At 59.3% G+C, this 22,724-nt stretch carries 19 protein-coding genes; 17 read left to right on the top strand and 2 right to left on the bottom strand.

Annotated features, from left to right (window positions below):
- The first annotated feature begins 250 nt into the window (after positions 1-250).
- The 3 genes from WCA85_RS31710 to WCA85_RS31700 are packed head-to-tail and all read left to right on the top strand — an operon-like array spanning position 251 to position 4,503.
- On the top strand, positions 251-1,861 hold the full coding sequence (locus WCA85_RS31710; protein ID WP_424069093.1) for an MFS transporter: 1,611 nt from the start codon (positions 251-253) through the stop codon (positions 1,859-1,861).
- 12 nt (positions 1,862-1,873) lie between these two features.
- Positions 1,874-2,962 (top strand): HlyD family secretion protein, encoded by a 1,089-nt coding sequence (locus WCA85_RS31705; protein WP_424069091.1) that lies wholly within the window; start codon positions 1,874-1,876, stop codon positions 2,960-2,962.
- Positions 2,959-4,503, top strand: a complete 1,545-nt coding sequence (locus tag WCA85_RS31700) for an efflux transporter outer membrane subunit (protein WP_424069089.1) — start codon at positions 2,959-2,961, stop codon at positions 4,501-4,503. The genes WCA85_RS31705 and WCA85_RS31700 overlap by 4 nt, the downstream gene beginning before the upstream one ends.
- 40 nt (positions 4,504-4,543) lie before the next feature.
- On the opposite strand, the gene WCA85_RS31695 is transcribed toward WCA85_RS31700, so the two are convergent.
- Positions 4,544-5,464, bottom strand: a complete 921-nt coding sequence (locus WCA85_RS31695; protein ID WP_424069087.1) for a LysR family transcriptional regulator — start codon at positions 5,462-5,464, stop codon at positions 4,544-4,546.
- A 142-nt stretch (positions 5,465-5,606) separates the two neighbouring features.
- On the opposite strand from WCA85_RS31695, the gene WCA85_RS31690 reads away from it, so the two are divergent.
- The 7 genes from WCA85_RS31690 to WCA85_RS31660 all read left to right on the top strand — a co-directional run bounded on the left by WCA85_RS31690 (position 5,607) and on the right by WCA85_RS31660 (position 15,624).
- The gene (locus tag WCA85_RS31690; protein ID WP_424069085.1) at positions 5,607-6,875 is read left to right on the top strand and encodes an MFS transporter; all 1,269 of its coding nucleotides are present in this window, start codon (positions 5,607-5,609) and stop codon (positions 6,873-6,875) included.
- Between the two features lie 77 nt (positions 6,876-6,952).
- Entirely contained in the window at positions 6,953-10,144 is a 3,192-nt protein-coding gene (locus WCA85_RS31685; RefSeq protein ID WP_424069083.1) for an efflux RND transporter permease subunit, read from the top strand.
- Entirely contained in the window at positions 10,134-11,312 is a 1,179-nt protein-coding gene (locus tag WCA85_RS31680; protein WP_424069081.1) for an efflux RND transporter periplasmic adaptor subunit, read from the top strand. Before WCA85_RS31685 ends, WCA85_RS31680 begins: the two co-directional genes overlap by 11 nt.
- Positions 11,305-12,729 carry an efflux transporter outer membrane subunit gene (locus WCA85_RS31675; protein ID WP_424069079.1) on the top strand — a complete coding sequence of 475 codons (1,425 nt, stop codon included), beginning with the start codon at positions 11,305-11,307 and terminating at the stop codon, positions 12,727-12,729. The genes WCA85_RS31680 and WCA85_RS31675 overlap by 8 nt, the downstream gene beginning before the upstream one ends.
- 54 nt (positions 12,730-12,783) lie before the next feature.
- A complete protein-coding gene (locus WCA85_RS31670; RefSeq protein WP_424069077.1) occupies positions 12,784-13,167 on the top strand; it encodes a nuclear transport factor 2 family protein in 384 nt (127 codons plus the stop codon).
- Between the two features lie 93 nt (positions 13,168-13,260).
- A complete protein-coding gene (locus WCA85_RS31665) occupies positions 13,261-13,560 on the top strand; it encodes an ArsR/SmtB family transcription factor (protein WP_424069129.1) in 300 nt (99 codons plus the stop codon).
- 579 nt (positions 13,561-14,139) lie between these two features.
- Positions 14,140-15,624, top strand: coding sequence for a CoA-acylating methylmalonate-semialdehyde dehydrogenase (locus tag WCA85_RS31660; RefSeq protein ID WP_424069075.1), 1,485 nt, complete (start codon positions 14,140-14,142; stop codon positions 15,622-15,624).
- 33 nt (positions 15,625-15,657) lie between these two features.
- Here the strand turns inward: WCA85_RS31660 and WCA85_RS31655 are convergent, their stop codons facing one another.
- Positions 15,658-16,077, bottom strand: a complete 420-nt coding sequence (locus tag WCA85_RS31655) for a (R)-mandelonitrile lyase (protein WP_424069073.1) — start codon at positions 16,075-16,077, stop codon at positions 15,658-15,660.
- Positions 16,078-16,475: 398 nt separating this feature from the next.
- Here WCA85_RS31655 and flgE point away from each other — a divergent pair, with 398 nt between their 5' ends.
- From flgE to WCA85_RS31620, 7 genes are all read left to right on the top strand, one after another.
- Positions 16,476-17,747 carry a flagellar hook protein FlgE gene (gene flgE / locus WCA85_RS31650; protein ID WP_424069071.1) on the top strand — a complete coding sequence of 424 codons (1,272 nt, stop codon included), beginning with the start codon at positions 16,476-16,478 and terminating at the stop codon, positions 17,745-17,747.
- A 111-nt stretch (positions 17,748-17,858) separates the two neighbouring features.
- The gene (locus WCA85_RS31645; protein WP_424069069.1) at positions 17,859-18,440 is read left to right on the top strand and encodes a hypothetical protein; all 582 of its coding nucleotides are present in this window, start codon (positions 17,859-17,861) and stop codon (positions 18,438-18,440) included.
- Between the two features lie 210 nt (positions 18,441-18,650).
- A complete protein-coding gene (locus WCA85_RS31640; protein WP_424069067.1) occupies positions 18,651-19,535 on the top strand; it encodes a LysR substrate-binding domain-containing protein in 885 nt (294 codons plus the stop codon).
- A gap of 167 nt (positions 19,536-19,702) precedes the next feature.
- Entirely contained in the window at positions 19,703-20,140 is a 438-nt protein-coding gene (locus WCA85_RS31635; protein ID WP_424069065.1) for a MarR family winged helix-turn-helix transcriptional regulator, read from the top strand.
- 86 nt (positions 20,141-20,226) lie between these two features.
- Positions 20,227-21,789 carry a DHA2 family efflux MFS transporter permease subunit gene (locus tag WCA85_RS31630; protein WP_424069063.1) on the top strand — a complete coding sequence of 521 codons (1,563 nt, stop codon included), beginning with the start codon at positions 20,227-20,229 and terminating at the stop codon, positions 21,787-21,789.
- A 98-nt stretch (positions 21,790-21,887) separates the two neighbouring features.
- The gene (locus tag WCA85_RS31625; RefSeq protein WP_424069061.1) at positions 21,888-22,325 is read left to right on the top strand and encodes a MarR family winged helix-turn-helix transcriptional regulator; all 438 of its coding nucleotides are present in this window, start codon (positions 21,888-21,890) and stop codon (positions 22,323-22,325) included.
- Positions 22,326-22,416: 91 nt separating this feature from the next.
- A partial coding sequence (locus WCA85_RS31620) for a TolC family protein (protein ID WP_424069127.1) occupies positions 22,417-22,724 on the top strand: 308 nt, incomplete at its 3' end.

Below are 22,724 nucleotides of genomic sequence, written 5' to 3'. Positions count from 1 at the left end.
AAACGATCGCATTGCCGTTTTGGAAAAGACTCTTTCAGGCCGTGACGGGTATGCGCGCACTCATGGTGAGTTGGCAAAATTCGCCAATTCATTGGCCCAATACTCACTAGTTTGGACTCCAATTAAATAGGGCTATGGTGGAGAATGACAATAGTCGCGATCGAACGATAACGCGGTCACGAATCGCCCACCCCGACGACGACAGCAACATTTAGATTCCCTACAGAACATGAACACCGACGGGATTCCTATGAATACAGGCAGCCCTTCACCCGCACCCGCTGAACCGCAAGCGCCTGCCGCGGCACAGCCGCCAGCAGCCATGCCTGCGCCGCCGCCGGCCGCGCAAGCCACGCTTTCGTTGCGTCTGGCCATCGGCCTCCTTGGGATGCTATTCGCCTCCCTCCTCGCCATTCTCAACGAGCAGGTCACGGCCATCTCGATGGCCGATATCCAGGGCGCGTTCTCGATTGGGCATGACGACGGCACCTGGCTGACCGCTTTGTTTGAAGCGGCTAATGTTTCGACGATGGTATTTGCGCCGTGGTTTGGGATTACGTTCACGCTAAAGCGATTCACGATTGGCGCCGTGATCGCGACTGTGTTCTTCGGCTTCCTTTGCCCCTTCGCGCCGAACCTGATGACGCTCTATGTGTTGCGCATCCTGCAAGGGATTTCCGGCGGATGTCTGCCCCCGATGTTGATCATCGTGGCGCTGCGCTACCTTCCGCCAAAAGTGAAGCTATACGGGCTCGCCGGCTACGCGGCCACAGCGACCTTTGGACCGGCGGTCGGCGCACCGCTCTCGGCTTTGTGGACTGAATATGTCGGTTGGCAAATGGCGTTCTGGCAAATCGTGCCGCTGGGCATCGCGGTCTGCGTCGCGATCCAATGGGGCCTTCCAGACGATCCCGTCAAACTCGAACGATTCAGGACATTCAACTGGATCGGCTTTCTCACTGGCTATCCGGCGGTCGCCATGATCGTGACCGGCTTTCTGCAAGGCGATCGTCTCGACTGGCTCAATTCCGACTTCATCTGCGTGATGTTCTTTGGCGGGGCGCTGTTGCTCGTGACATTCCTCCTCAACGAGTGGTTTCAACCGGTGCCATTTTTCAAGCTGCAGCTGCTCAAGCGCAGAAACTTTGCGCATGGACTATCGAGCCTGATGGGTGCGGTAATCCTGCTGGATGGCATGGCTGCGATACCCAGCGAATTTCTCGCGAGTGCTCACCACTACAGGCCGCTGCAGGTCGCGCCTTTATCGTTGCTGGTGGCGATCCCGCTGTTGCTTTCGCTGCCTCTGACGGCAGCGCTTCTCAATCTGAAGCGGGTCGACCACCGCTGGGTCATGGGCATTGGCTTGACCCTCATGATGATCACCTGCCTGATGGGGAGCCTGATCTCGTCCGAATGGATCCGCAACGATTTCTACTGGCTTCAATCGCTACAGATCGTCGCGCAACCGATGGTGATTCTCGGAATCCTGATGGGCGTGACAACGGGCCTCGCCCCGACAGACGGTCCATTTGCTTCAGCGATGTTCAATACGGTTAAAACATTTTCTGCGGCGATGGCGACGGCGATCATCGAAGGAATCGGCACCAATCGCGAACGTCTTCATTCGAACATGCTCGTCGACCAGTTAGGCAATCACTCGATTGTGTCGAGCCAAAGCATCAACGCAGCGCATGGTATCGGCGAACTTGCACACCGGATCCACGAGCAGGCAGAGGTCCTGACCTCCGCGGATCTCTATCTCATCATGGCAGGCATTGCCTTCGCCACTTTCCTCCTGGTGCCCGTGTTACCCGTGCGTATTTATCCGCCGTGGTGCACTTCGCCCCCCTCTTCCAAATAAGGGAAGGTATTTATGCCATCCGATGCCAAGTCCCCCCTCAGGTTTATTCGTATTGCCGCAGTGATTGTCATCATCGGCGTTGCCATCTGGGCTTTGTTAAGACTGACCGGTCTGTCACATGGTAGCTCGAATACTGAATACACCAACGACGCGTACGTAGAGGCCGACTTCACCCTCGTGGCGCCGCGTATCCCAGGCCAGATATCCGAGGTATTGGCCGAGGACAACGAAGTGGTCAAAGCCGGACAACTGCTGGTGCGTATCGACGACCGCGACTACAAGGCCGCATTGGCGAGCGCAGAGGCGGACGTGGCGACGGAAAAGGCGTCCATCACGAACTACGAAGCCGAGATCGCGCAGCAGCCTTCGCTCGTCGACCAGGCGCGTGCAACGCTTAAATCCGACGACGCTGCGATCGCGTTTGCGCGGCAAAACGCAGCGCGGTACAAGAATCTCTCAGTAAGCGGCGCAGGCACGACTGAGGAACAACAGCACACTTCGAGCACGCTCGCCGAACAGATGGCGCAGCAGGCCCACGACCAGGCCGCGCTGACCACGACTGAGGAGAACCTGGCCGTATTGAATACCGAGCGCGCCAAGGCGGTCGGCGCGCTCGCACGCGCCCAGGCAGTGCTCGATCAGGCCCGGCTCAATCTGTCCTACACGGAGATTCACGCGCCGATTGACGGCAAGGTTGGACGGCGTTCTGCACGGGTTGGCGCATACGTGACGCCTGGCACCGAGATTCTCGCGGTGGTGCCACTTTCCGAAGCCTATGTGGTCGCCAACTACCAGGAAAACCAGATCACCAAAATGCGGCCTGGTGACAGCGTTCGGATCACGGTCGACAGCTTTCCTGGCACGGTGATTCATGGCCATATCAATAGTCTTGCCCCTGCGACCGGCGTGGCTTTTTCCCCTATCGCACCGGACGACGCAACGGGCAACTTCACGAAGATCGTCCAACGTCTGCCCGTCAAGATCACTATCGACCCAGGTCAGGAAGCGGCATCTGTCTTGAGCGTGGGGCTTTCTGTGGAAACGGAAGTTGACGTCAGCCGGCGTCGCGACACGCCGGCCTCAGCGGGAGACGGAAAATGAATGCGAGCGGCTTTTCCTATAGGGCGTTAGTCCTGGAGATATCCGCGTGCCTTGCGATAGCGGGCTGCACCGTTGGACCGGATTTCAAACCTCCAACGTCGTCTACGCCTCCGCAGGTGTTTGATCGCACCGAGGCCGCTCAGGCATCGAGCAAGGCCGTTGAGTCACAATTCGATCCGGATTGGTGGACGCTGTTCAACGATCCCACCTTGAACACGCTCGAACAGCAACTGGCCGATAGCAACCTCGACGTGGCGGCGGCTTCGGCGCGTCTTCAACAAAGCCGTGCCGAACTGCGTGTTGCGGGTGCGGAGGAATATCCCACGCTAGATACCGCTGCCTCGTACAACCGCGAGCGCGCCAGCCCGAACGGCATTCTGGGGCTGCTGGGCGTCAGCCCGAGCACGGGTCAGCCGCAATCCGCTTCCGGTAGTAACCCGCTTGGTGCGGCGGCGTTGCCGCCACCGCCGGCGGGCTCGCCGGCTTACAACCTCTATCAGGTCGGCTTCGATACTTCCTGGGAAATCGATATCTGGGGCCGCGTCCGACGCGGCGTTGAAGCCGCAGCAGCGCTGAAGGACGCTTCATACGAGGACCGCAACGCAGTGTTGTTATCGGCCCGTGCGGAGCTCGCGCGAGACTACATTGAGTTGCGCGACACACAGTCGTTGCTCGCGATCGCCAGACAAAACCTTGAGCTAGCCCGCAATTTCACGAAGCTCACCCAGATGCGGCGACAAGAGGGCGCGACAACGGATCTGGACGTGGCCAACGCAGCCGCGCAGGCTGCGTCGATTGAAAGTCTGATTCCGACGCTCCAGTCGCAATCCGAGACCACCATCAACGCGATTGGCATCCTGCTTGCGGAGGAACCGGGTGCGCTCAAGCAAACGCTCGACGAGCCGCATGACGTTCCCGATCTGCCTGCTCAGGTGCCCATCGGTTTTCCGTCCGAACTTGCGCAACGCAGACCCGATATCAAGCAAGCGGAAGCGCAACTGCATGCGGCCACGGCGTCGATCGGCATGGCTAAAGCCGATTTCTATCCACGCATATCGCTCAATGGCAGCGCAGGGTTCCAGAGCCTTCAGCTCTCGAACCTCGCTAACTGGGCGTCAGGGCAGTTTGTCGTCGGACCCTCGATCACGTTACCGATCTTCGAGGGCGGCCGGCTCACGGGGACATTGCATCTGCGCGAAGCGCAACAACAGGAAGCCGCGATCGCCTTCCAGCACACCGTGCTCCAGGCATGGCGCGAAGTGGACGATGCGCTGATCGTCTACGATTCAGAGCAGCTGCGCCGCGACCGGCTGACGGAGGTGGTCAAGCTGAACCAGCGCGCACTCGACGTAGCGCAGCAGCGCTACAAGGCCGGGGCGATTGATTATCTCAACGTGTTGAACGTGCAACGGCAACTCCTCGACGGACAAAGCAACCTTGAACAAAGCAAGGCGACCGCTGACACGAACCTCATTACGCTCTGTAAGGCGCTCGGCGGCGGCTGGGAATCGACTTACGCCAATCCCGCCGCATCGCGTTGACGGCGGGCGGCTGCGCATTCAACCGGCCGCCTCCGCGCCATCAAGTCTTCGTGATGTCGGCGAGTTCGCGCGATATATGAGCGCGCAGGCGCGGCGTCACGAAGTCGAGGAATGCACGCAACTTCAACGGCAGGGGCGCTTGGCCTTTGTGCACGAGATGGATGGGTAATGGCGCCGGTTCGAAACCGTCCAGCACGATGCGAAGTGCGTTGCTACGTATCGCGTCCGCCACCTGGTAGGACAGCACATTGATCAGTCCCACGCCGAGAATCGCAGCTGCAATAGCTGACTCCGCCGTATTGACTGCGAGCCGTGAATGAACCGGCACGGACAGCTCTGACCTGCCAGACCCGAAACTCCAGGCGCGCCTCGACGCGAGGACCTCGAATGTCACGCACTGATGCCGCGCGAGATCGCCTGGGCTCTCCGGCACGCCATGCTCTGCCAGATAGGCGGGGCTTGCACATATGACCCGCCGGACTGTGCCAACACCCGTGGCCATCAGCGTGCTATCGGGCAATTCGCCAATCCGGACCGCGACATCAGTGTGCTCATCCATCAGATGCACGACGCGATCCGTGAACACGAGGTTAATGTCGATCTCCGGATAGTGCGCGAGAAACTCCGCCACCATTGGCACAACGTGCAAGCGTCCAAACACCACAGACGCGGTCACCACGAGCTCGCCTTTAGGCGTGGCGTATTCGCCTGTTGCCGCGCGCTCGGCTTCGCCAATCTCTTCCAGAATGCGCCGGCAAGCGGCCACGTATGAAGCCCCGGCCTCCGTCAACGAAATCTGTCGCGTGGTGCGGTGAAGCAGACGCGTCTTCAGATGCGACTCCAGTTCTCCAACCTTGCGGCTGACGGTTGCCAACGGCAAACCGAGGTGACGCGCGGCAGCCGACAGGCTGCCCGAATCAACGACAGCGACAAGGATAGACATGGATTCAAGACGATTCATAGACCCTATCAAATAGTGGAAGGATGATTCCTGATCCTGATGGATTCTCTTTGCATATGCAAGCGCGTAACGTTCGGAATCGAATCCTGTATCGCAGCATGTCGCTGCAAGCAACGGATAAATTGAAACTAAGGAGAATGCCGTGAGCGGCCTGCCCACCACACCCGTTAGTCCACCTGCGCATCCAGTAGCATCGCGCGGCAAGATACTCATGATGGCCATCATCGCAGGCGCGGTGATCACCAACATCTATTGCACCCAACCGATCCTCCCGCTGATCAAAGCGGGCCTCGGAGTCAACCTGACGATGGTCGATCTGGTTGCCGCTGCGGCACTGCTCGGCTTCTCCACCGGCCTTGCGCTGCTGTTGCCGCTTGGCGACCGCTTCGACCGGCGCAAGCTCATCCTCGGTCAAATCGCACTCGCCTTCGTGTTCGGTATTGCGGCAGCCGTCTCACCTGGCATCTGGGCGCTGATCGCGGCTTCCTTCGGCCTTGGCATCGTCAGTTGCGTACCACAGCAACTCGTGCCCTTCGCGGCCGTCATGTCGCCGCCTCACCAGCGCGGGCGTAACGTCGGCACGGTGGTCAGCGGCATTATGGTCGGTATTCTGGTTGGCCGCACGATTGCGGGCGTGGTCGGCGCGAAGTTTGGCTGGCGTGCGGTGTACGGCCTCGAAGCAGCGTTCATGGTGCCGGTCTTTATCGCCGCCGCCATGCTTCTGCCGCAGGGTGTGCCGAGCACGGATCTGTCCTACGGACGCCTGCTCGCGTCACTCTGGCCACTGGCCAAGCACCATCGTCCGATTCGTGAATCGATGATGGTTCAAGCATTGCTGTGGGCCTGTTTCAACGCCTTCTGGGTCAACCTGGCAGCACTCCTTGCTAGCGGACCGTGGCACCTCGGTAGCGCATGGGCAGGCGGCTTCGGTATCGTCGGCGCGGCTGGCGCGTTTGCGGCCTCATATGGCGGCCATATCTCCGACCGAAAGGGGGCACGACATGTGGTTGGGATCAGCATCGGCATCGTGACGCTGGCCTACCTGCTTCTCGCCGGCGCGAACTCCTCGATTGCGTTCCTCGTGATCGGCGTGATCGTGCTCGATATCGGCGTGCAGGCCGGCTTGGTATCCAACCAGACTCGCGCCTTCGCAGTCGATCCGAAAGCACAGGGCCGCATCAACAGCCTCTATATGACCGCCACCTTCTTCGGTGGAGCCATTGGCACGGTCATCAGTGGCTGGCTGATGTCGCGCTTCGGCTGGACGGGCATCGTCGCCTTTGGTATCGCGCTTGGGCTGGTTGCTGCGGCCATCCATTGGATCGCTGCTCCAAGCAACACCCAAAAATCGCAAACTCCGCATCCCGCCGCGCCGATCACCGCGAGCCGGATCTCTTCCACCCCAGATTAAGGTAAGCCATAGAGGATCTGGTAGCCGGATGGCGCTGTGGGTTGGGTTGCCACCGGCTTTGAAATTGTGGGATTTATATGATTGGCATCGTGCGCATTGCGCTAAAAAGGCCTTATACCTTCGTAGTACTTGCTATTTTCATTTTGATCGTTGGTTGTCTGTCTGCGCTTCGTACCCCTACGGATATTTTTCCAAGCATCAATATCCCGGTTGTTAGCGTGGTGTGGCAATACACGGGCCTTTCGCCCGACCAGATGGAAGGGCGCATCATGGCGCCGTTCCAGCGCGTGTTGACCACCACGGTCAACAGCGTCGAACACATCGAAGGCACCTCGCTTAACGGCTATGGCGTCGTCAAGATTTTCTTCCAGCCGGGCACCAACATCGGCACGGCGAATGCCCAGGTCACGGCGATCTCGCAGGAAATCCTGAAACAGCTGCCGCCGGGCGAGACGCCGCCGTTTGTTCTCAACTACAACGCTTCGACGGTGCCAGTCATCCAGCTCGCACTTTCTGGAAAGGGCCTCTCTGAACAGAATCTCGCGGATCTGGGCTTGAATCAACTGCGCCCGATGTTGACGTCGGTAGCAGGCGCGGCTATCCCGTTTCCGTTCGGCGGCAAAACCCGCCAGGTTCAGATCAACGTTAAACCGTCTGCACTGGAGTCTCGTGGACTCTCTGCCGAGGACGTCGAGAATGCGTTGGCGGCACAGAATCTGATCACGCCTGTCGGCACCGAAAAGATCGGCAACTACGAGTACACGGTACAACTGAATGACGCACCGTCGACGATCGCCGCGATTGCCGACATGCCTGTCAAGTCGGCGAACGGCACCACGGTTTATATGCGCGACGTCGCCGATGTGACCGACGGCGCCCCGCCACAACCAAACATTGTTCACGTGGAGGGCAAGCGTTCAGTGCTGCTCACGGTGTTCAAGAACGGTTCGGCATCGACCTTGTCCATCATTGCCGGGATTCGCGCGAAGGCGATCGATGCGAAAGCCTCGTTGCCGGATAACCTTCGGATCGATCCGATTGGCGATCAGTCTCTGTTCGTTCGCTCGGCCATTACGGGCGTCGCTCGCGAAGGTGTGATCGCCGCCCTGCTCACGAGCGTCATGATCCTGCTGTTTCTGGGAAGCTGGCGCTCAACCGTGATCATTGCAACGTCCATTCCGCTCGCAATTCTGGGCTCGATTTCAATTCTGTCCGTCCTTGGAGAGACGCTGAACATCATGACGCTCGGGGGACTTGCGCTCGCGGTGGGGATTCTCGTCGACGATGCCACGGTGACCATCGAGAACATCAACTGGCACCTCGAGCAAGGCAAGGAAGTCGAACCCGCGATTCTCGATGGTGCCGCACAGATCGTCACGCCAGCCTTCGTTTCGCTGCTTTGTATCTGTATCGTGTTTGTGCCGATGTTCTTCCTGGGTGGCGTAGCGGGATTCCTGTTCGTGCCAATGGCAGAAGCGGTGATATTCGCGATGATCTCGTCGTTCATCCTGTCGCGGACCCTCGTGCCGACGATGGCCAAGTATCTGCTGAAGCCCCATGCACAAAACGAGGACCACGCGCATCACGTTTCCTCGAACCCGCTGGTGAGGTTTCAGCGCGGCTTCGAGCGCGGTTTCGAGCGCATCCGTTCGAACTACAGCGGGATACTCGAACTGCTGCTGAACCATCGTCGCAACTTCGTCATCGGGTTCTTCGGATTCGTCGTACTGTCGTTCGCGCTGGTGCCGTTCCTCGGGCGCAACTTCTTCCCGGATGTCGATGCTGGCCAGATTCTGTTGCACGTCCGTGCGCCGGTCGGGACGCGTATCGAGAGAACGGCTGAGATCTTCGCTGACGTGGAAGCCAGTGTGCGCGCGACGATTCCGCCGTCCGAGTTGGGGACCGTGGTCGACAACATGGGGCTTTCAACCAGCTCCATCAATACGGCCTACAACAACACCGGAACGATTGGTCCGCAAGACGGCGATATCCAGATCTCGCTGAACGAGGGTCACCACCCCACGGCTGAATACGTCCGCAAGTTGCGCGAGGAATTGCCGCGTGAGTATCCCGGCGTCACGTTCTCGTTCCCGCCTGCGGACATCGTGGGACAGATCCTGAACTTCGGCTCGCCTGCACCGATTGACCTGCAGATTCGCGGCAAGAGTCTGCCGGCCGATTTTGCCTACGCGAACCTGATGCTGCGTCAGATCCGGCATGTTCCCGGCGTGGTCGACGCCCGCATCGAGCAATCGCAGGAGAGTCCGCAATTTAACGTCGACGTCGACCGTGCCCATGCAGAGCTTCAGGGCATTACCGAACGTGATGTCACCAACAGCCTGGTCGTACACCTGGCGGGATCCGGTCAGATCGCCCCAACGTACTGGCTCAACCCTGCCAATGGTGTTGAATATCCGATCGTGGTGCAGACACCGCAATACGGTCTTGATTCGCTGCCGGCGCTGAAGAACCTGCCCCTGAGCGGCGGCACAGAGGCAAACGCTGGGCAGATCCTCGCCGGCGTGGCCACGATTCATCGCACCGTCAGCAACGAAGTCGTCAGCGACTACAACGTCCAGCCGATGGTGGAGATCTTCGCAACAACCCAGGGGCGCGATCTCGGTGGGGTTTCCGCTGATATCCGCCGCATCGTGTCCGCCAATGCGAAGGCTTTGCCGAAGGGCGCGAAGGTTGTGCTGCGCGGCCAGGTCCAGACCATGAACAACGCCTTTAGCGGCCTGCTCTTTGGGCTACTTGGCGCAGTGGTGCTGATTTACCTGCTGATCGTCATCAACTTCCAGTCGTGGACCGATCCGCTGGTGATCGTCTCTGCATTACCCGGCGCACTGGCCGGCATCATCTGGATGCTGTTCGCGACGGACACCACGCTGTCGGTTCCCGCGTTGACGGGCGCCATCATGTGCATGGGCGTTGCAACCGCGAACTCAATCCTCGTGGTGAGCTTTTGCCGCGAACGTCTGGCCGAGCACGGCGACGCGTTCAAGGCAGCGCTGGAAGCCGGTTCAAGCCGTTTCCGCCCCGTCCTGATGACGGCTCTCTCGATGGTTATCGGCATGGCGCCGATGGCGCTCGCACTCGGCGAAGGCAGCGAGCAGAACGCCCCGCTCGGCCGTGCAGTGATTGGCGGGCTGGTGTTTGCCACTACCGCCACGCTGTTCCTCGTGCCAGCCGTCTTTTGCATGTTCCATTCGCGTCGCGGCGGCAAGTCGCCCGCAGCGATTTCCGGAGATTTGAATCATGTCATTTGAACCCACACCGCGCGCGGCGCTGCCGCAACGCCAGCTTTCGTTTGCAGGAATTGTCGGTGGTGCGCTTGCTGTCATCATCGTTGTTGGCGGGATCACGCTTCGCGTTAAGCATGAGCATCAGTTGAAAGACTGGACTGAAACGCAAGCGATCCCGTCCGTCAATATAGTTGTGCCTGCCAGGGAAGCACCCGGCGGTGCGCTGGACTTGCCTGGCAGGCTGGAGGCCTTCGAGAGCGCGCCGATCTATGCGCGTGTCGACGGCTACCTGAAATCGTGGAGTGTCGACATCGGCAGCCAGGTGAAGGCGGGCCAGGAACTGGCCGTGATCGATACACCAGAACTCGACCAGCAGTTGAATCAGGCCAAGGCCGACCTGGCAAGCGCGAAAGCTGATGCCGCTCTGGCCAAGACGACTGCCGATCGCTGGCAGGGACTGCTGGACTCCGATTCGGTGTCCCGTCAGGAAGTCGATGACCGTACGCAGGACTATGTGGCGAAGCAGGCCCGCGTGCAGGCCGCTCAGGCCAACGTCGACAGGCTGGTCGCGACCAAGGTATTCGCGAGGATCGTCGCTCCGTTTGACGGCGTGATTACCGCGCGCGACACCGACGTCGGCGCCTTGATCCACGCCGGCGGCGGAACCGGGCCGCAGCTCTTTTCCGTAGCGAGCGTGGACAAGCTACGTCTGTACGTGCATGTGCCGCAGGAAGATGCCCCGGTGATCAAACCCGGCGGGACCGCCACGTTCACCGTCCCGGAGTATCCTGGCAAGAGCTTTACGGCCACGGTTATTGGTCTGGCTGATTCCGTGAACGCAGCATCAGGAACAACGCTAGTCCAGTTGATGGTCGACAACTCCGGCCACCTGCTGCTCCCCGGCGGCTTCGTGAATCTGCACTTCACGCTGCCCGCGCGTGCCGACGCGTTGCGTGTGCCGGCCAGCGCGCTGATCTTCGACAACAAGGGGCTCCGGCTCGCAACCGTCGACGGCCGCAATACGGTCCACTTCAAGTCCGTTGCGATCATGCAAGACCTGGGCAATGCAGTGGATATCGGCTCGGGACTGGCGGACAGTGACCGTGTGATCGACACGCCCCCCGATGGTCTGGTTGAGGGTGATCATGTCCAGGTGAGCAGCCCAGGGGCCAAGGGGGCAAATCATGGCTAAGTATCGGACATTGACGGCACTGGTGAGCGCAATGGTGCTCGCCGGCTGCTCGCTCGCACCGCACTACGAGGTTCCGGATGTGCCCGTCGCGGCACAGTACCAGTCTCAGGGCCCTTGGACCACGGCCAGCCCGGCTGATCAGCTTGACCGTGCGGGATGGTGGAAGCTCTATCAGGAGCCCGGCCTCGATGACCTTGAGCAGCGCCTGATTGCGAATAACCCCGACCTGAACGCCGCGTACTACCACTATGTGCAAGCGGACGAGTACATCAAGCAGGTCAAATCCGAGCTGTATCCGCAGGTATCCGCGGCAGGAAATATCCAGCGTGACCGTGAGTCAGACACGCGGCCGTTGCGCCCCGCCGCTGCGCCATCCGACTACACCTCGGCCACGCTAGGCGTCCAGGTCGACTACGAAGTCGACCTGTGGGGGCGTGTGCGCGATTCCGTTGCCGCCAGCAAGTACGAAGGTCTCGCCTCAAAGGCGGATCTGGCATCGACGCAGTTGAGCCTCGAAATCGAACTGGCTCGAAGCTACATCGATCTGCGCGGCGTTGATCAGCAAATCCAGCTTATCGAAAGCACTGACGAGGATTATCAAAAGGCACTCGATCTGACTCGCCATCGGCATGACGCTGGAATCGTATCGGACCTCGACGTGACGCGCGCAACCAGCCAGCTAGCAGCGGCCGAGTCGGATCTGACCCAGGTCCGGGCCAAGCGGGCCTTACTGGAACACGCGATTGCTGTGCTGGTCGGCGCGTCGCCATCGGACTTCAAGATCGAGCCGAGTACCCAGCCCATCGCATTACCCGTTATCCCGGTTGGCGTGCCATCGACGTTGCTGCAAAGGCGGCCGGATGTCGCCGCAGCCGAGCGGCGCGTAGCCGAGGCCAACAAACGGATTGGCGTCGCGCGTTCCGCGTACTTCCCGTCACTGACGCTCAACGCCGCGGGCGGCGCGCAAAGCTCGGTACTCGCGGATCTGCTCAGCGCCCCCAGCTCTTTCTGGACCATCGGGCCAACGCTTGGCGTGTACCTGCTGGACGGCGGCAAGCGCCGGGCAGAGCTCAATTCCGCGAAGGCGGCGACGTCTGAGGCTGGAGACCGCTATCGTAGCGTGGTGCTGGCGTCATTCCGGCAGGTGGAAGACGATCTCTCGTTAATCGACGATCTGGGCACCGCTACGGATCAGCAGCAAGACGCCGCCAATGCCGCCGACAAGTCAGTCGACCTGTCGCTCGCGCGCTACCGGCGCGGTGCGGTGAGCTATCTGGACGTGGTCGAAGCGCAATCCACCGCGCTTGAATCGGAACGCAGCGTCATTGCGCTTCGAACGCAGCAACTGGATGCGAATGTAGATCTCATCCGCGCAGTCGGCGGCGGCTGGACCAAGGACGATCTGGCCGGCGGCTGAATCATTCCGCCGAATCATTGATTGTGATGTTTAACCCACCTCTGGAGGCAGATCATGCAAGAGGAAAAACTACGTGAAGTTCTGAATAGGCACTGGCACGCGTCGGCAGTCGGCGATCTCGATGCAGAACACGACATCTACGACGACGATGTCATTTGCGATTACCCGCAATCGGGTGAACGAATCGTTGGGCGAGTCAATTTGCAGGCGTTGCGAAGTCATCACCCAGGCAAGCCATCGGGTTTCGACGTCAAGCGCATTCAGGGAAACGGCAATCTCTGGATCACGGAATACACCATCATCTATCAGGGGCAAACGGCGTACACCGTGAGCATTATGGAGTTCCGAAACAGCAAGGTCGTTCACGAGACCCAGTATTTTTCGAGTCCCTTTGAGGCACCGGATTGGCGCAGTCAATGGGTAGAGAAGATGGCGTGACATGACTCTGGGCGCTACGCGATGAGACGACGCGTTTCATCGCTGCCTCTTTCGCCCCTTTATTTTGTTTCTTTCGTGGTACTTATTGAAATTATGATTAATGAAATTTTAATTCACAAGGCGCTCGCCAATCCGTTCCGGCGCGAGGTCTTGAAATGGCTAAAGGCGCCTTGCGATTACTTTGTGCAAGGACACTTCGACTTTACTTCCGGCGTGCCGGCAAACGCCATCCACGCGCGCAGCGGGCTCTCCCAATCGACCGTGTCGTCGCACATTGCGGCATTGATCGAAGCTAATCTGGTTGTTTCGACGCGTGTTGGTCAGTGGATGCTGGTGTCGCGCAACGAAGAGGTGATTCACGCATTCGCGGCGCAGATCAAGTTGCATTTGTAGCCGCCGCTTATATCGGCCTGGGGTCCGTCATCCGCGCGGGCTTTCTACGTTGTGGATGCGCATGCGGACCACGCCGGGTAGAAAAGGTCTTTTTCCATTCGGCTAACAGAACCGGGTTCAGCGTCGCGCAGTGGACCGAATAGCTGTATCGAGGCGCCAACGGAATAAATCCCGCTGTCCTGATCCAGACGGGAGAAACAGTTAGTTATTAAAATCAAATTGCGGATCCACTGACGCAGATGCGTCGGGTTATGCGTCGCAAAACGGTTCGACACGCTAAAGAAACGAGATTCCGGCGAGTCGAACGTGATGGCCAGAAACGAGCAGGAAATGTCCCGAAACCCTCACAGCTAGAACGTCGGTGAAAGCTGGGAAAACATAGACTGTTCCTGTCAGTGGTCAGAAGACCGTTGGTCTGGCGGTCAGAGGGACCTGGTGGCAAGCGTCACGGAAGTCACGGAATTTTGCGCAAGTTGACGCGCACAGGATGGATACACCGGCCGCGTGCGACGCGGTGCACGTGAGGGACGCGCCAGATGCTCAAGCGCGAACCGCCAATCTCATTGTTAGGAGAGCAGTATGAGCGAAGGAAACCAAGGCGCCGTGCGCCAACTGAGCCATTTCATCGATGGTCAACGCGCCGCTGGCGCGAGCGGGCGCTACAACGATGTATACGATCCTGCGCAAGGCCGCGTGTCGGCCCGCGTGCCGGTCGCTGACGTCGGTGAAGTCGCTGCTGCCGTCGCCGCCGCGAAAGCCGCGTTCCCGGCCTGGAGCGAAACCACGCCCCTCGCCCGAGCTCGTTTGATGTTCAAGTTCAAAGAACTGCTTGAAGCGCATGCAGACGAACTTGCGGAGCTCATTACGCGCGATCACGGCAAGCTGTTCTCGGATGCAAAGGGCGAGGTGATACGCGGGATTGAAATCGTCGAATTCGCGTGTGGCATTCCGAACCTGCTCAAGACCGATTTCACCGATCAGAGCGCCCCCAGCATCGACAGCTGGAACCTGCGTCAGCCGCTCGGCGTGGCTGCGGGCGTCACGCCATTCAATTTTCCAATGGTGGTGCCGTGCTGGATGTTCGTGATGGCCGCCGCGACCGGCAACACGTTCATTCTCAAGCCCTCGGAGCGCACTCCGTCGGCATCGATCCGGCTTGCCGAACTGTTCATCGAGGCGGGCTTTCCCAAAGGGGTCTTCAACGTCGTGCATGGCGACAAGACCGTCGTCGATGCGCTGATCCAGAGCCCCGACGTCGCCGCAATGTCGGTCGTGGCATCGACGCCGGTAGCCGAATACATCTACAGTGAAAGCGCAAAGCACGGCAAGCGCGTGCAGGCGCTAGGCAGTGCGAAGAACCATCTCGTCGTCATGCCCGACGCCGATCTCGATCAAGCGGTCGAGGCGATTATTAACTCGTCGTATGGCTCAGCTGGCGAGCGCTGCATGGCGACCTCGGTGGTCGTGGCGGTAGGCGGTGTTGGCGACGAGTTGATCGAGCGAATCGCGCCGCGCGTGCGCGCGCTGAGAATGGGTGACGGCATGGCGCCCGATCTGGACATGGGCCCGCTTATCAGCGCCGCGCATCGAACCAAGGTGCTCGGCTATATTGAGGCAGGGGTCGCGGCAGGTGCCAAGCTGGTCGTCGATGGTCGTGGCCGTACCGTACCCGGTCTTGAAGACGGCTTCTTTCTAGGCGGCTCGCTGTTTGACGATGTGACGCCTGAAATGAGCATCTATCGCGAAGAGATCTTTGGGCCGGTCCTGTCGGTAGTCCGCGTACCGGATCTCGAGACTGCGATCGCACTGGTCAACGCGCACGAACTCGGGAACTGCGTATCGCTGTTCACTTCCAACGGCGGTTCGGCGCGCGCTTTCACCCGGAAGATTCACATCGGTATGGTGGGTATCAACATTCCAAGTCCGGTGCCGTCGGCGTGGCATTCGTTCGGGGGTTGGAAGCGTTCGCTGTTCGGCGATCATCATGCCTACGGCCAGGAAGCCGTGCGCTTCTACACGCATTACAAGAGCGTCATGCAACGCTGGCCCGGCAGCATCGCATAAGGTACGTAATTCGCGGCGGCAGCGTTAGCGGCATTAGGCTTGCGCGCCGCCAGTGGGCCCTACCGCATATTCCTCGTCAGTCACCTTCTCCATCCAGACGACGCTGACACCGTCCAGCGCTTCCTGGATTCCTATGTGAGTCATGGACGTCGTAGCCGATGCACCGTGCCAATGCTTGTGATCCGGCGGGCACCAGATCACGTCGCCAGCACGAATTTCGACGATCGGTTCGCCCTCGCACTGTGTCCATCCACACCCCGCGGTGACAATTAGCGTCTGTCCGAGAGGATGGGTATGCCAGGCGCTCCGCGCGCCAGGTTCGAATGTCACGCTCACCACTGAAACGCGCGCGGGAGCCGGGGGCGAGTTCAATGGGTCAATCCGGACAGCACCCGTAAAGCACGCTTCAGGGGCTTTCGTCGAGGGTTGCGAACCCACACGCTTGAGATTCATGGTTCTCCCCTTTCAGGAGGAAATTCCCCGGCACTTCCTGCGGAAGGTAACGGGGAGTGTCGCGTAGTAACTTAAGACTACCAAAAAATGTGGCACGGATCGACCAACCCAACGCCTTGGCGAAGCCGCAAACAGGCTGCATAGTTTCCATTGAGGAAACAGTCCCGGTTAACGATGCATACACCCTCCCTGTGTCGTCCATCCACCCCGCTATAGACGAAAGCGTGTCCACAGTGTTAGGACCGAAACGCTAAACTCAACCAGAAATATCGCCCCTAGAATCAGGCCCATTAATGCAGTTAAAAGTCGCACCCGTGTGGCATTTCAGTCGGTACTGCAAATGCGCAAGGCGTGCTGATTTCGGCCAATCGAATAACGATTCTGATGCGGGGAATTTCATGAGCTATGACACCGGATTGAGCGGCCTGCAGGCGGCGGCAAACGACCTCGATGTAATCGGTAACAACATTGCCAACGCAGATACTGTCGGGTTCAAGACCGGCGAAGCAGTATTTGCAGACATGTACGCCAACTCCCTCGCCAGTTCCAGCGCCAATCAGATCGGCATTGGTGTGAACATGACCACGGTCGAGAACGACTTCTCGACAGGCACCTTCACATCGAACGGTAATCCTTATGATGTCGCCATTAACGGAAACGGCTTCTTCGTCGTGTCGAATAACGGCAGCCTTGCCTATACGCGCGATGGCCAGTTCCAGACCAACGCGCAAAACGTCATCACGACGCTGTCGGGCCAGCCGTTGATGGGCTACCCCGTTGGTGCGAGCGGCACCAGCGACGCGTCGCAGATGGTGCCGCTATCGATAGCGCAATACCAGAACCTTCCGCCGCAACCGACCACGAGCGTGGGCTGGTCGTTCAACCTGGACCCTGCCGATACACCTCCTACCGTCACGCCGTTTGACCCGACCAACTCGAGTACCTACAACTATCCGACTAGCGTTACCGTTTTTGATTCCAACGGCTCACCGCACACGCTAGACATCTATTTCGCCGCTACTAGCACGCCAGGCCAATGGAACGCTTATCTTGGTTCGTCCGACCCAACCACGACTGTGAGTACCGGCACCGGCACTGGATCGAGCTTCACCTCACTGGGCCCGGTTACTTTTAACTCGGCCGGCGTCATGACCTCGCCAGCTTCGAGCACGTTTGCGGTCAACATGGATACCACGAACGGCAGCGTTTCGCCTCAACCGATTACGCTCAACCTCGCGGGCACCACGGGGTATGGCGGTGTAGCGGATGCCGTAACCGGTATCCAGCCGAATGGATATCCCGCCTCAACGTTCAGCAGTATTTCGATCAGTCCTACTGGTCAAGTGACGGCCAATTACTCAAACACCGAGTACGGATCGTCCGGGTCACAGGTAATCGGGCAAGTCGCGCTCGCTACATTTAACGATCCCAACGGCCTGAACAACCTGGGGGGCAACCTTTACCAACAGACCTCGGAATCAGGCGACGCCAAGATCAACGAACCGGGATCCGGCGGGACGGGTGATTTGCTCGACGGCGACGAAGAGGAATCTAACGTCGATCTGACAAGTCAGCTGGTCGATCTCATTACTGCGCAACGCAACTATCAAGCCAATGCGCAGACCATCAAGACGCAACAGACGATCGACCAATCGATTCTCAACTTGTGACGCCACTGCGTTAAAGCGACGCGGCCATGCGAGCCGCGTCGTTTCGTTGCTCCCGCCCCTCCTATTCCACGATCGCGCAAAGCGTTGCAGCGATCCACGTGTCGCATTCTCATGGACGAAATCCAACAGTTTCCCAGTCCGCCGACATTCTTGCCGTATCGGTCCGGTGAAGAGCCGTGGTTCGAGCAGAGGCTGGCTCGACTTATCCAATGCGGCCCTTACACCGTGTCCGACACCGTGTGCTCGGATGAAGGCTGGGCCAGCTTTGAGACCTGCCTGATTTGCCCCGATCAATGGAACGTGGACTTCGCCGGCCCTGTATTTGCAGCACCCAAGCACTATGACGACGAACGCGTAACGAGTCTCGCGTTGCAAGTGACCATGCAAAATGGCTCGCACTATCCGGTGAAAGCTACGGGCTATGCGTATGACGACAGCAATGAGCTTCTAGGTCTTCTCGATCTGCGCTACTTTCGCGATGGCATGCCAAGGGCCTTGGGATTCGATGTATCCGCCTATGCTTTCCCCGCTTCGACGCAGTTCATGATTGCCTTCCAGGTCTCTGGCGGCGGCAGCAAACTGGTCTCAAATCCTCCCTTGATTACAAGTGTCGGTTTGAGCGCGCAGATTTCCTCGCCCCCCAATTCGGATCATAAGGACCCCTTTAAAAATGCCGTTCCTGCTGAAGCGTAGCAACGGTACCTGACAAAGCGACGCTTACGCGTTCACACGCCGCGGGCGGTGCTTAAGTGGCCTACTCCCATCACGTCAAGACGTCAAGCCGCGGAATAAACCCGACTAGCGTCGTGTTAGTTCAGTAGGGCTTGCTGAGAAAATCTCACGGGCTACAATCGCGGCGCAACACCGCATCACAGCCGATTTTAAGAAAGAAGGTAAAAGAGTTTGGACAATCTGAGCGCGCTAACTGCATTTGTGCACGCAGCAGAGACCGGTAGTTTTACTGATGCCGCCCGGCGACTGGGCCTGTCGTCTTCTGCTATAGGAAAGGCCGTTGCGCGTCTTGAAGGTCATTTGTCCGTGCGCCTGTTTCACCGCAGCACCCGTAGCGTTTCTCTCACGCAGGAAGGCGAGATCTTTCTCGAAAGCTGTCGCAAGATTGTGTCCGAGATGGAATCAATCGAGCACAAATTTGCACAACAGGGCGAAACACCGAGCGGCAAACTCCGCGTTAGCTTGCCGTTGCTCTGCACGTTCTTTGTGCCGGTGCTCAAGCAATTCATGCAGGCGTTTCCGTCGATCGAACTCGACCTCGATTTCGGCGATTGCGGCGTGGACCTGATCGAAGACGGCTACGACATTGCTGTACACATTGGCCGCGGCGACGATTCGCGTCTCATGTCGAAGTATTTGGGCTCCTATCGATTGGTCATTGTTGGCGCGCCAGAATACTTTGCGCGAGCGGGCACGCCCATTGTGCCTTCCGATCTGAGCCGCCACGTCTGCATGCATCATAAGTGCCAGACCACCGGCAGGCTGGAACCATGGCCGCTGGTGCACACCAGTGCCCGCGATTTCACGGTTCCCGTTTCTGCTGCGGCCAGCACGCACGAGCCCCTCATACAGTTCGCCGAATGCGGAGCAGGCATTACCTGCCTGCCCGATTTTTCGATTCGGCGTCAGCTCCTGGACGGCTCGCTCGTGCAAATCCTCGACAACTACGTTGACCACGCCGACGAGTTTCGCGCGGTGTGGCCATCGAGCCGCCATCTCGCGCCCAAGACTCGAGTGTTTGTTGATTTCATCGCCAAGAACCTGCTCGCTGAGTAAGCGTTTTTAGCAGCGAATACGGCGATCCGCGCGTCCTTATTGTTTCCTGCTGGCACAACCAGGCGAAACTTTCTCACGTTTTGGAAACAGAAATCAAAGGCCAAAAAAGTCTTTACATATATCTGATATGTCAGATATAGTCCCCATCAGAAACGGAGGTATCAGCCATGAACGACTATCAGGAAGACAGTTTTTTGCCGGTCCAACGCATCCTCTTTGCGCTGAGCAAAGCTCGCAACCTGCTCACAGGGGACATGCACGTCGCGCTTGCGGGCACCGGCGTCAGTGGTGCGCACATCGGCGCTCTACTGCTGCTTTCCCTGGGCATTGCGTGCACGTCGGTTGCGTTGTCCAAGCTGTTGGGCGTCGATGCAGGCTTCGTCACACGAATGATCGACCGTCTGGAAACGCAAGGCCTCGTGCGTCGGGATCGCACCAACCCGGACCGCCGGGTGGTGAACCTGTCCTTGACCGACGCGGGTCGGAATGTCGCCGAACGGATCGCAGAGATCGTGCCGACGGTGCTGAACCGGCGCTTGTCGGGCTTTACCCCGCTCGAGTTCGCGGCCTTATGCAGTCTGCTCGCCAAGTTGCTGGAAGAGTGAGCTTTTTTTAACCATATATCTGACAAATCAGATACTAGGCCATGGCTTGAAAACAGCCGGCCATCAAGCCTCTTAAAGGACGCAACATGAACCCGCCAAACAACGCGAGCGCTCCTGCGCCATTGATCGGCTGGCAGTTTGCACTGGGCGCGTTCGCCGTTTCTCTCGCCACCTTCATGAATGTGCTGGACTCGTCGATTGCCAACGTCGCGATCCCTACGCTCTCGGGCGACCTGGGCGTGTCGGTCGACGAAGGCACGTGGGTCATCACGCTGTTCTCCGCAGCCAACGCGGTGGCGATCCCGCTGACGGGGTGGCTCACGCAGCGAGTCGGACAGGTCAAGCTCTTCGTGGTCGCGATCCTGTTGTTTGTGGTGTCGTCCGCCGCGTGCGGATTCGCGCCCAGCCTGCCCATTCTGCTCGTGGCGCGTATCGTGCAGGGCGCGGTGGCAGGGCCGCTGGTGCCATTGTCGCAATCGCTCCTGCTCGGCACCTTTCCGAAGAATAAAAGCTCGAGCGCGCTCTCGCTGTGGGCGATGACCGCGACGGTCGGGCCGATCGCCGGGCCGGCTCTCGGCGGCTGGATCACCGACAACTACAACTGGTCGTGGATCTTCTACATCAACGTGCCGGTTGGCCTGTTTGCCGCCGCGGTGATCTGGGCGCTGTACCGCAAGCGAGAAACGCCGTCGCGCAAGCTGCCAGTCGACAAGGTGGGGCTGATGTCGCTGATCGTCTGGGTGGGCTCGCTGCAGATCATGCTCGACAAGGGCAAGGATCTCGACTGGTTCAACTCCCCGGTGATCTGGGCGCTCACGATCGTCGCGCTGGTCGGTTTCCTGTTCTTCCTGATCTGGGAGCTGACCGAGGCCAAACCGATCGTCGACTTGCGGCTGTTCAAGGGGCGCAACTTTCTGGGCGGCACCATTGCGATATCGATCGGGTACGCGGTCTTCTTCGCCAACCTCGTGATCCTGCCGACGTGGATCCAGGAATACCTGGGCTACCGGGCCGTCGATGCCGGGCTTGTGACAGCGCCACTCGGCATCTTCGCGGTGATACTCGCACCGGTGATGGGCAAGGTCATGCCGAAATCGGATACGCGGATATTGGCGACGCTCGCCTTCCTCTGCTTTGCGGGTGTGTTCCTGATGCGCTCGTGGTACACGACGGACATCGACCCCTACACGCTGGTTCTGCCGACGCTGCTGCAAGGTATCCCGATGGCGCTGTTCTTCACGCCGCTCACGGCCATCGTCCTGTCGGGCTTGCCGCCGGAGAAGATTCCGGCAGCCGCGGGCTTGTCGAACTTCGCGCGAATCTTCGCTGGCGCGGCGGGCACCTCGCTCATGAGCACCATCTGGAACGACCGGACGATCCAGCACCATTCGCAGCTCGCCGAGCAGACGAGCGTGAATAACCCGGCCTATATGCATGCGATTGCGGGTATTCAGACGACGCTGCACGCGAGTGTCTTCAAGGCTCAGACCTTTTTCGAAACACAATTGAGCGCGCAGGCTTCGATGCTCGGCCTGAACGATGTGTTCTGGCTGTCGGCAGTGATCTTTATCGTGATCATTCCGCTCATCTGGATCACCAAGCCCAGCAAGGACGGCGCGAATGCCGCAGCAGGCGCAGGCGGTCACTGAGCAGCGCGCCACCCGAATTGGCAGAAGTTGCGAAGATTCTCCTTGCATACATCTGACTTTGCAGTTATTGTTTTGGTCATTCACCTTGAGGACGCGCCATGAAGCACTACACACCCGAAGGTTTCTCGCTGACGCAAAGCGTCGGGTTCCTGCTGACCAAGGCACGCAACCTGATCACGGCGGAAATGGACACCGGCCTCAAGGATCTCGACATCACTGGCCAGCAGATGGGCATTCTGCTGGCCATGCAGCGCGGCCTGGCCTCCACGCCTTTCGAGCTCTCGAAGATGCTGTCGGTCGACACCGGGTTGATGACGAGGATGCTGGACAAGCTGGAAACGAAGGGGCTGCTGGAACGCTCGCGCAGCCTGGACGATCGCCGGGTGGTCAACCTGGTGCTGACGAAGAAGGGCAAAGAAATCGCCGCCCAGATTCCAGGTATCGCGCCGGAAGTGCTGAACGCACGGCTGAAGAAGTTTACGAAGGCGGAGTTCGAAGAGCTATGCCGTCTGCTTCACAAGTTCATTGGAGAGTGAGCGCGCTTGCGCTCGCCTTTTTTTAAACATTAATCTGACAGGTCAGACAATGAAAGCGCAGATTATCCAATCCGGCTGCGGTATCCATGTGATGAAGACGGGGCTGTCGGCGATCCTGGTGGCGCTGCTCTCGGCATGCGTCAACTATGCAGGTATTCACAGCGACCAGCAGATGGCGAAGCCGCAACAGTTCGCGACCACGCAAAGCCTGCCGGCCGAAAGCGGTCACTGGCCCGCAGCCGACTGGGCCGACCAGTTTGGGGATGCACAACTGAAGGCCCTGATCGACGAAGCCCTCAAGGGCAGCCCGACGATTGCACAGGCGCGCGCCCGCATCGCCGGTGCCCAGGCCTATGCGGACACCGCCAAGGCCGCCACGATGCCGCGCGTCGATGCCTC

It is taken from the genome of Paraburkholderia sp. (assembly GCF_049581445.1).
GTDB lineage: Bacteria > Pseudomonadota > Gammaproteobacteria > Burkholderiales > Burkholderiaceae > Paraburkholderia.
Note: the sequence above shows the minus strand (reverse complement) of the source record. Positions and strands in the feature narration are given on the sequence as shown.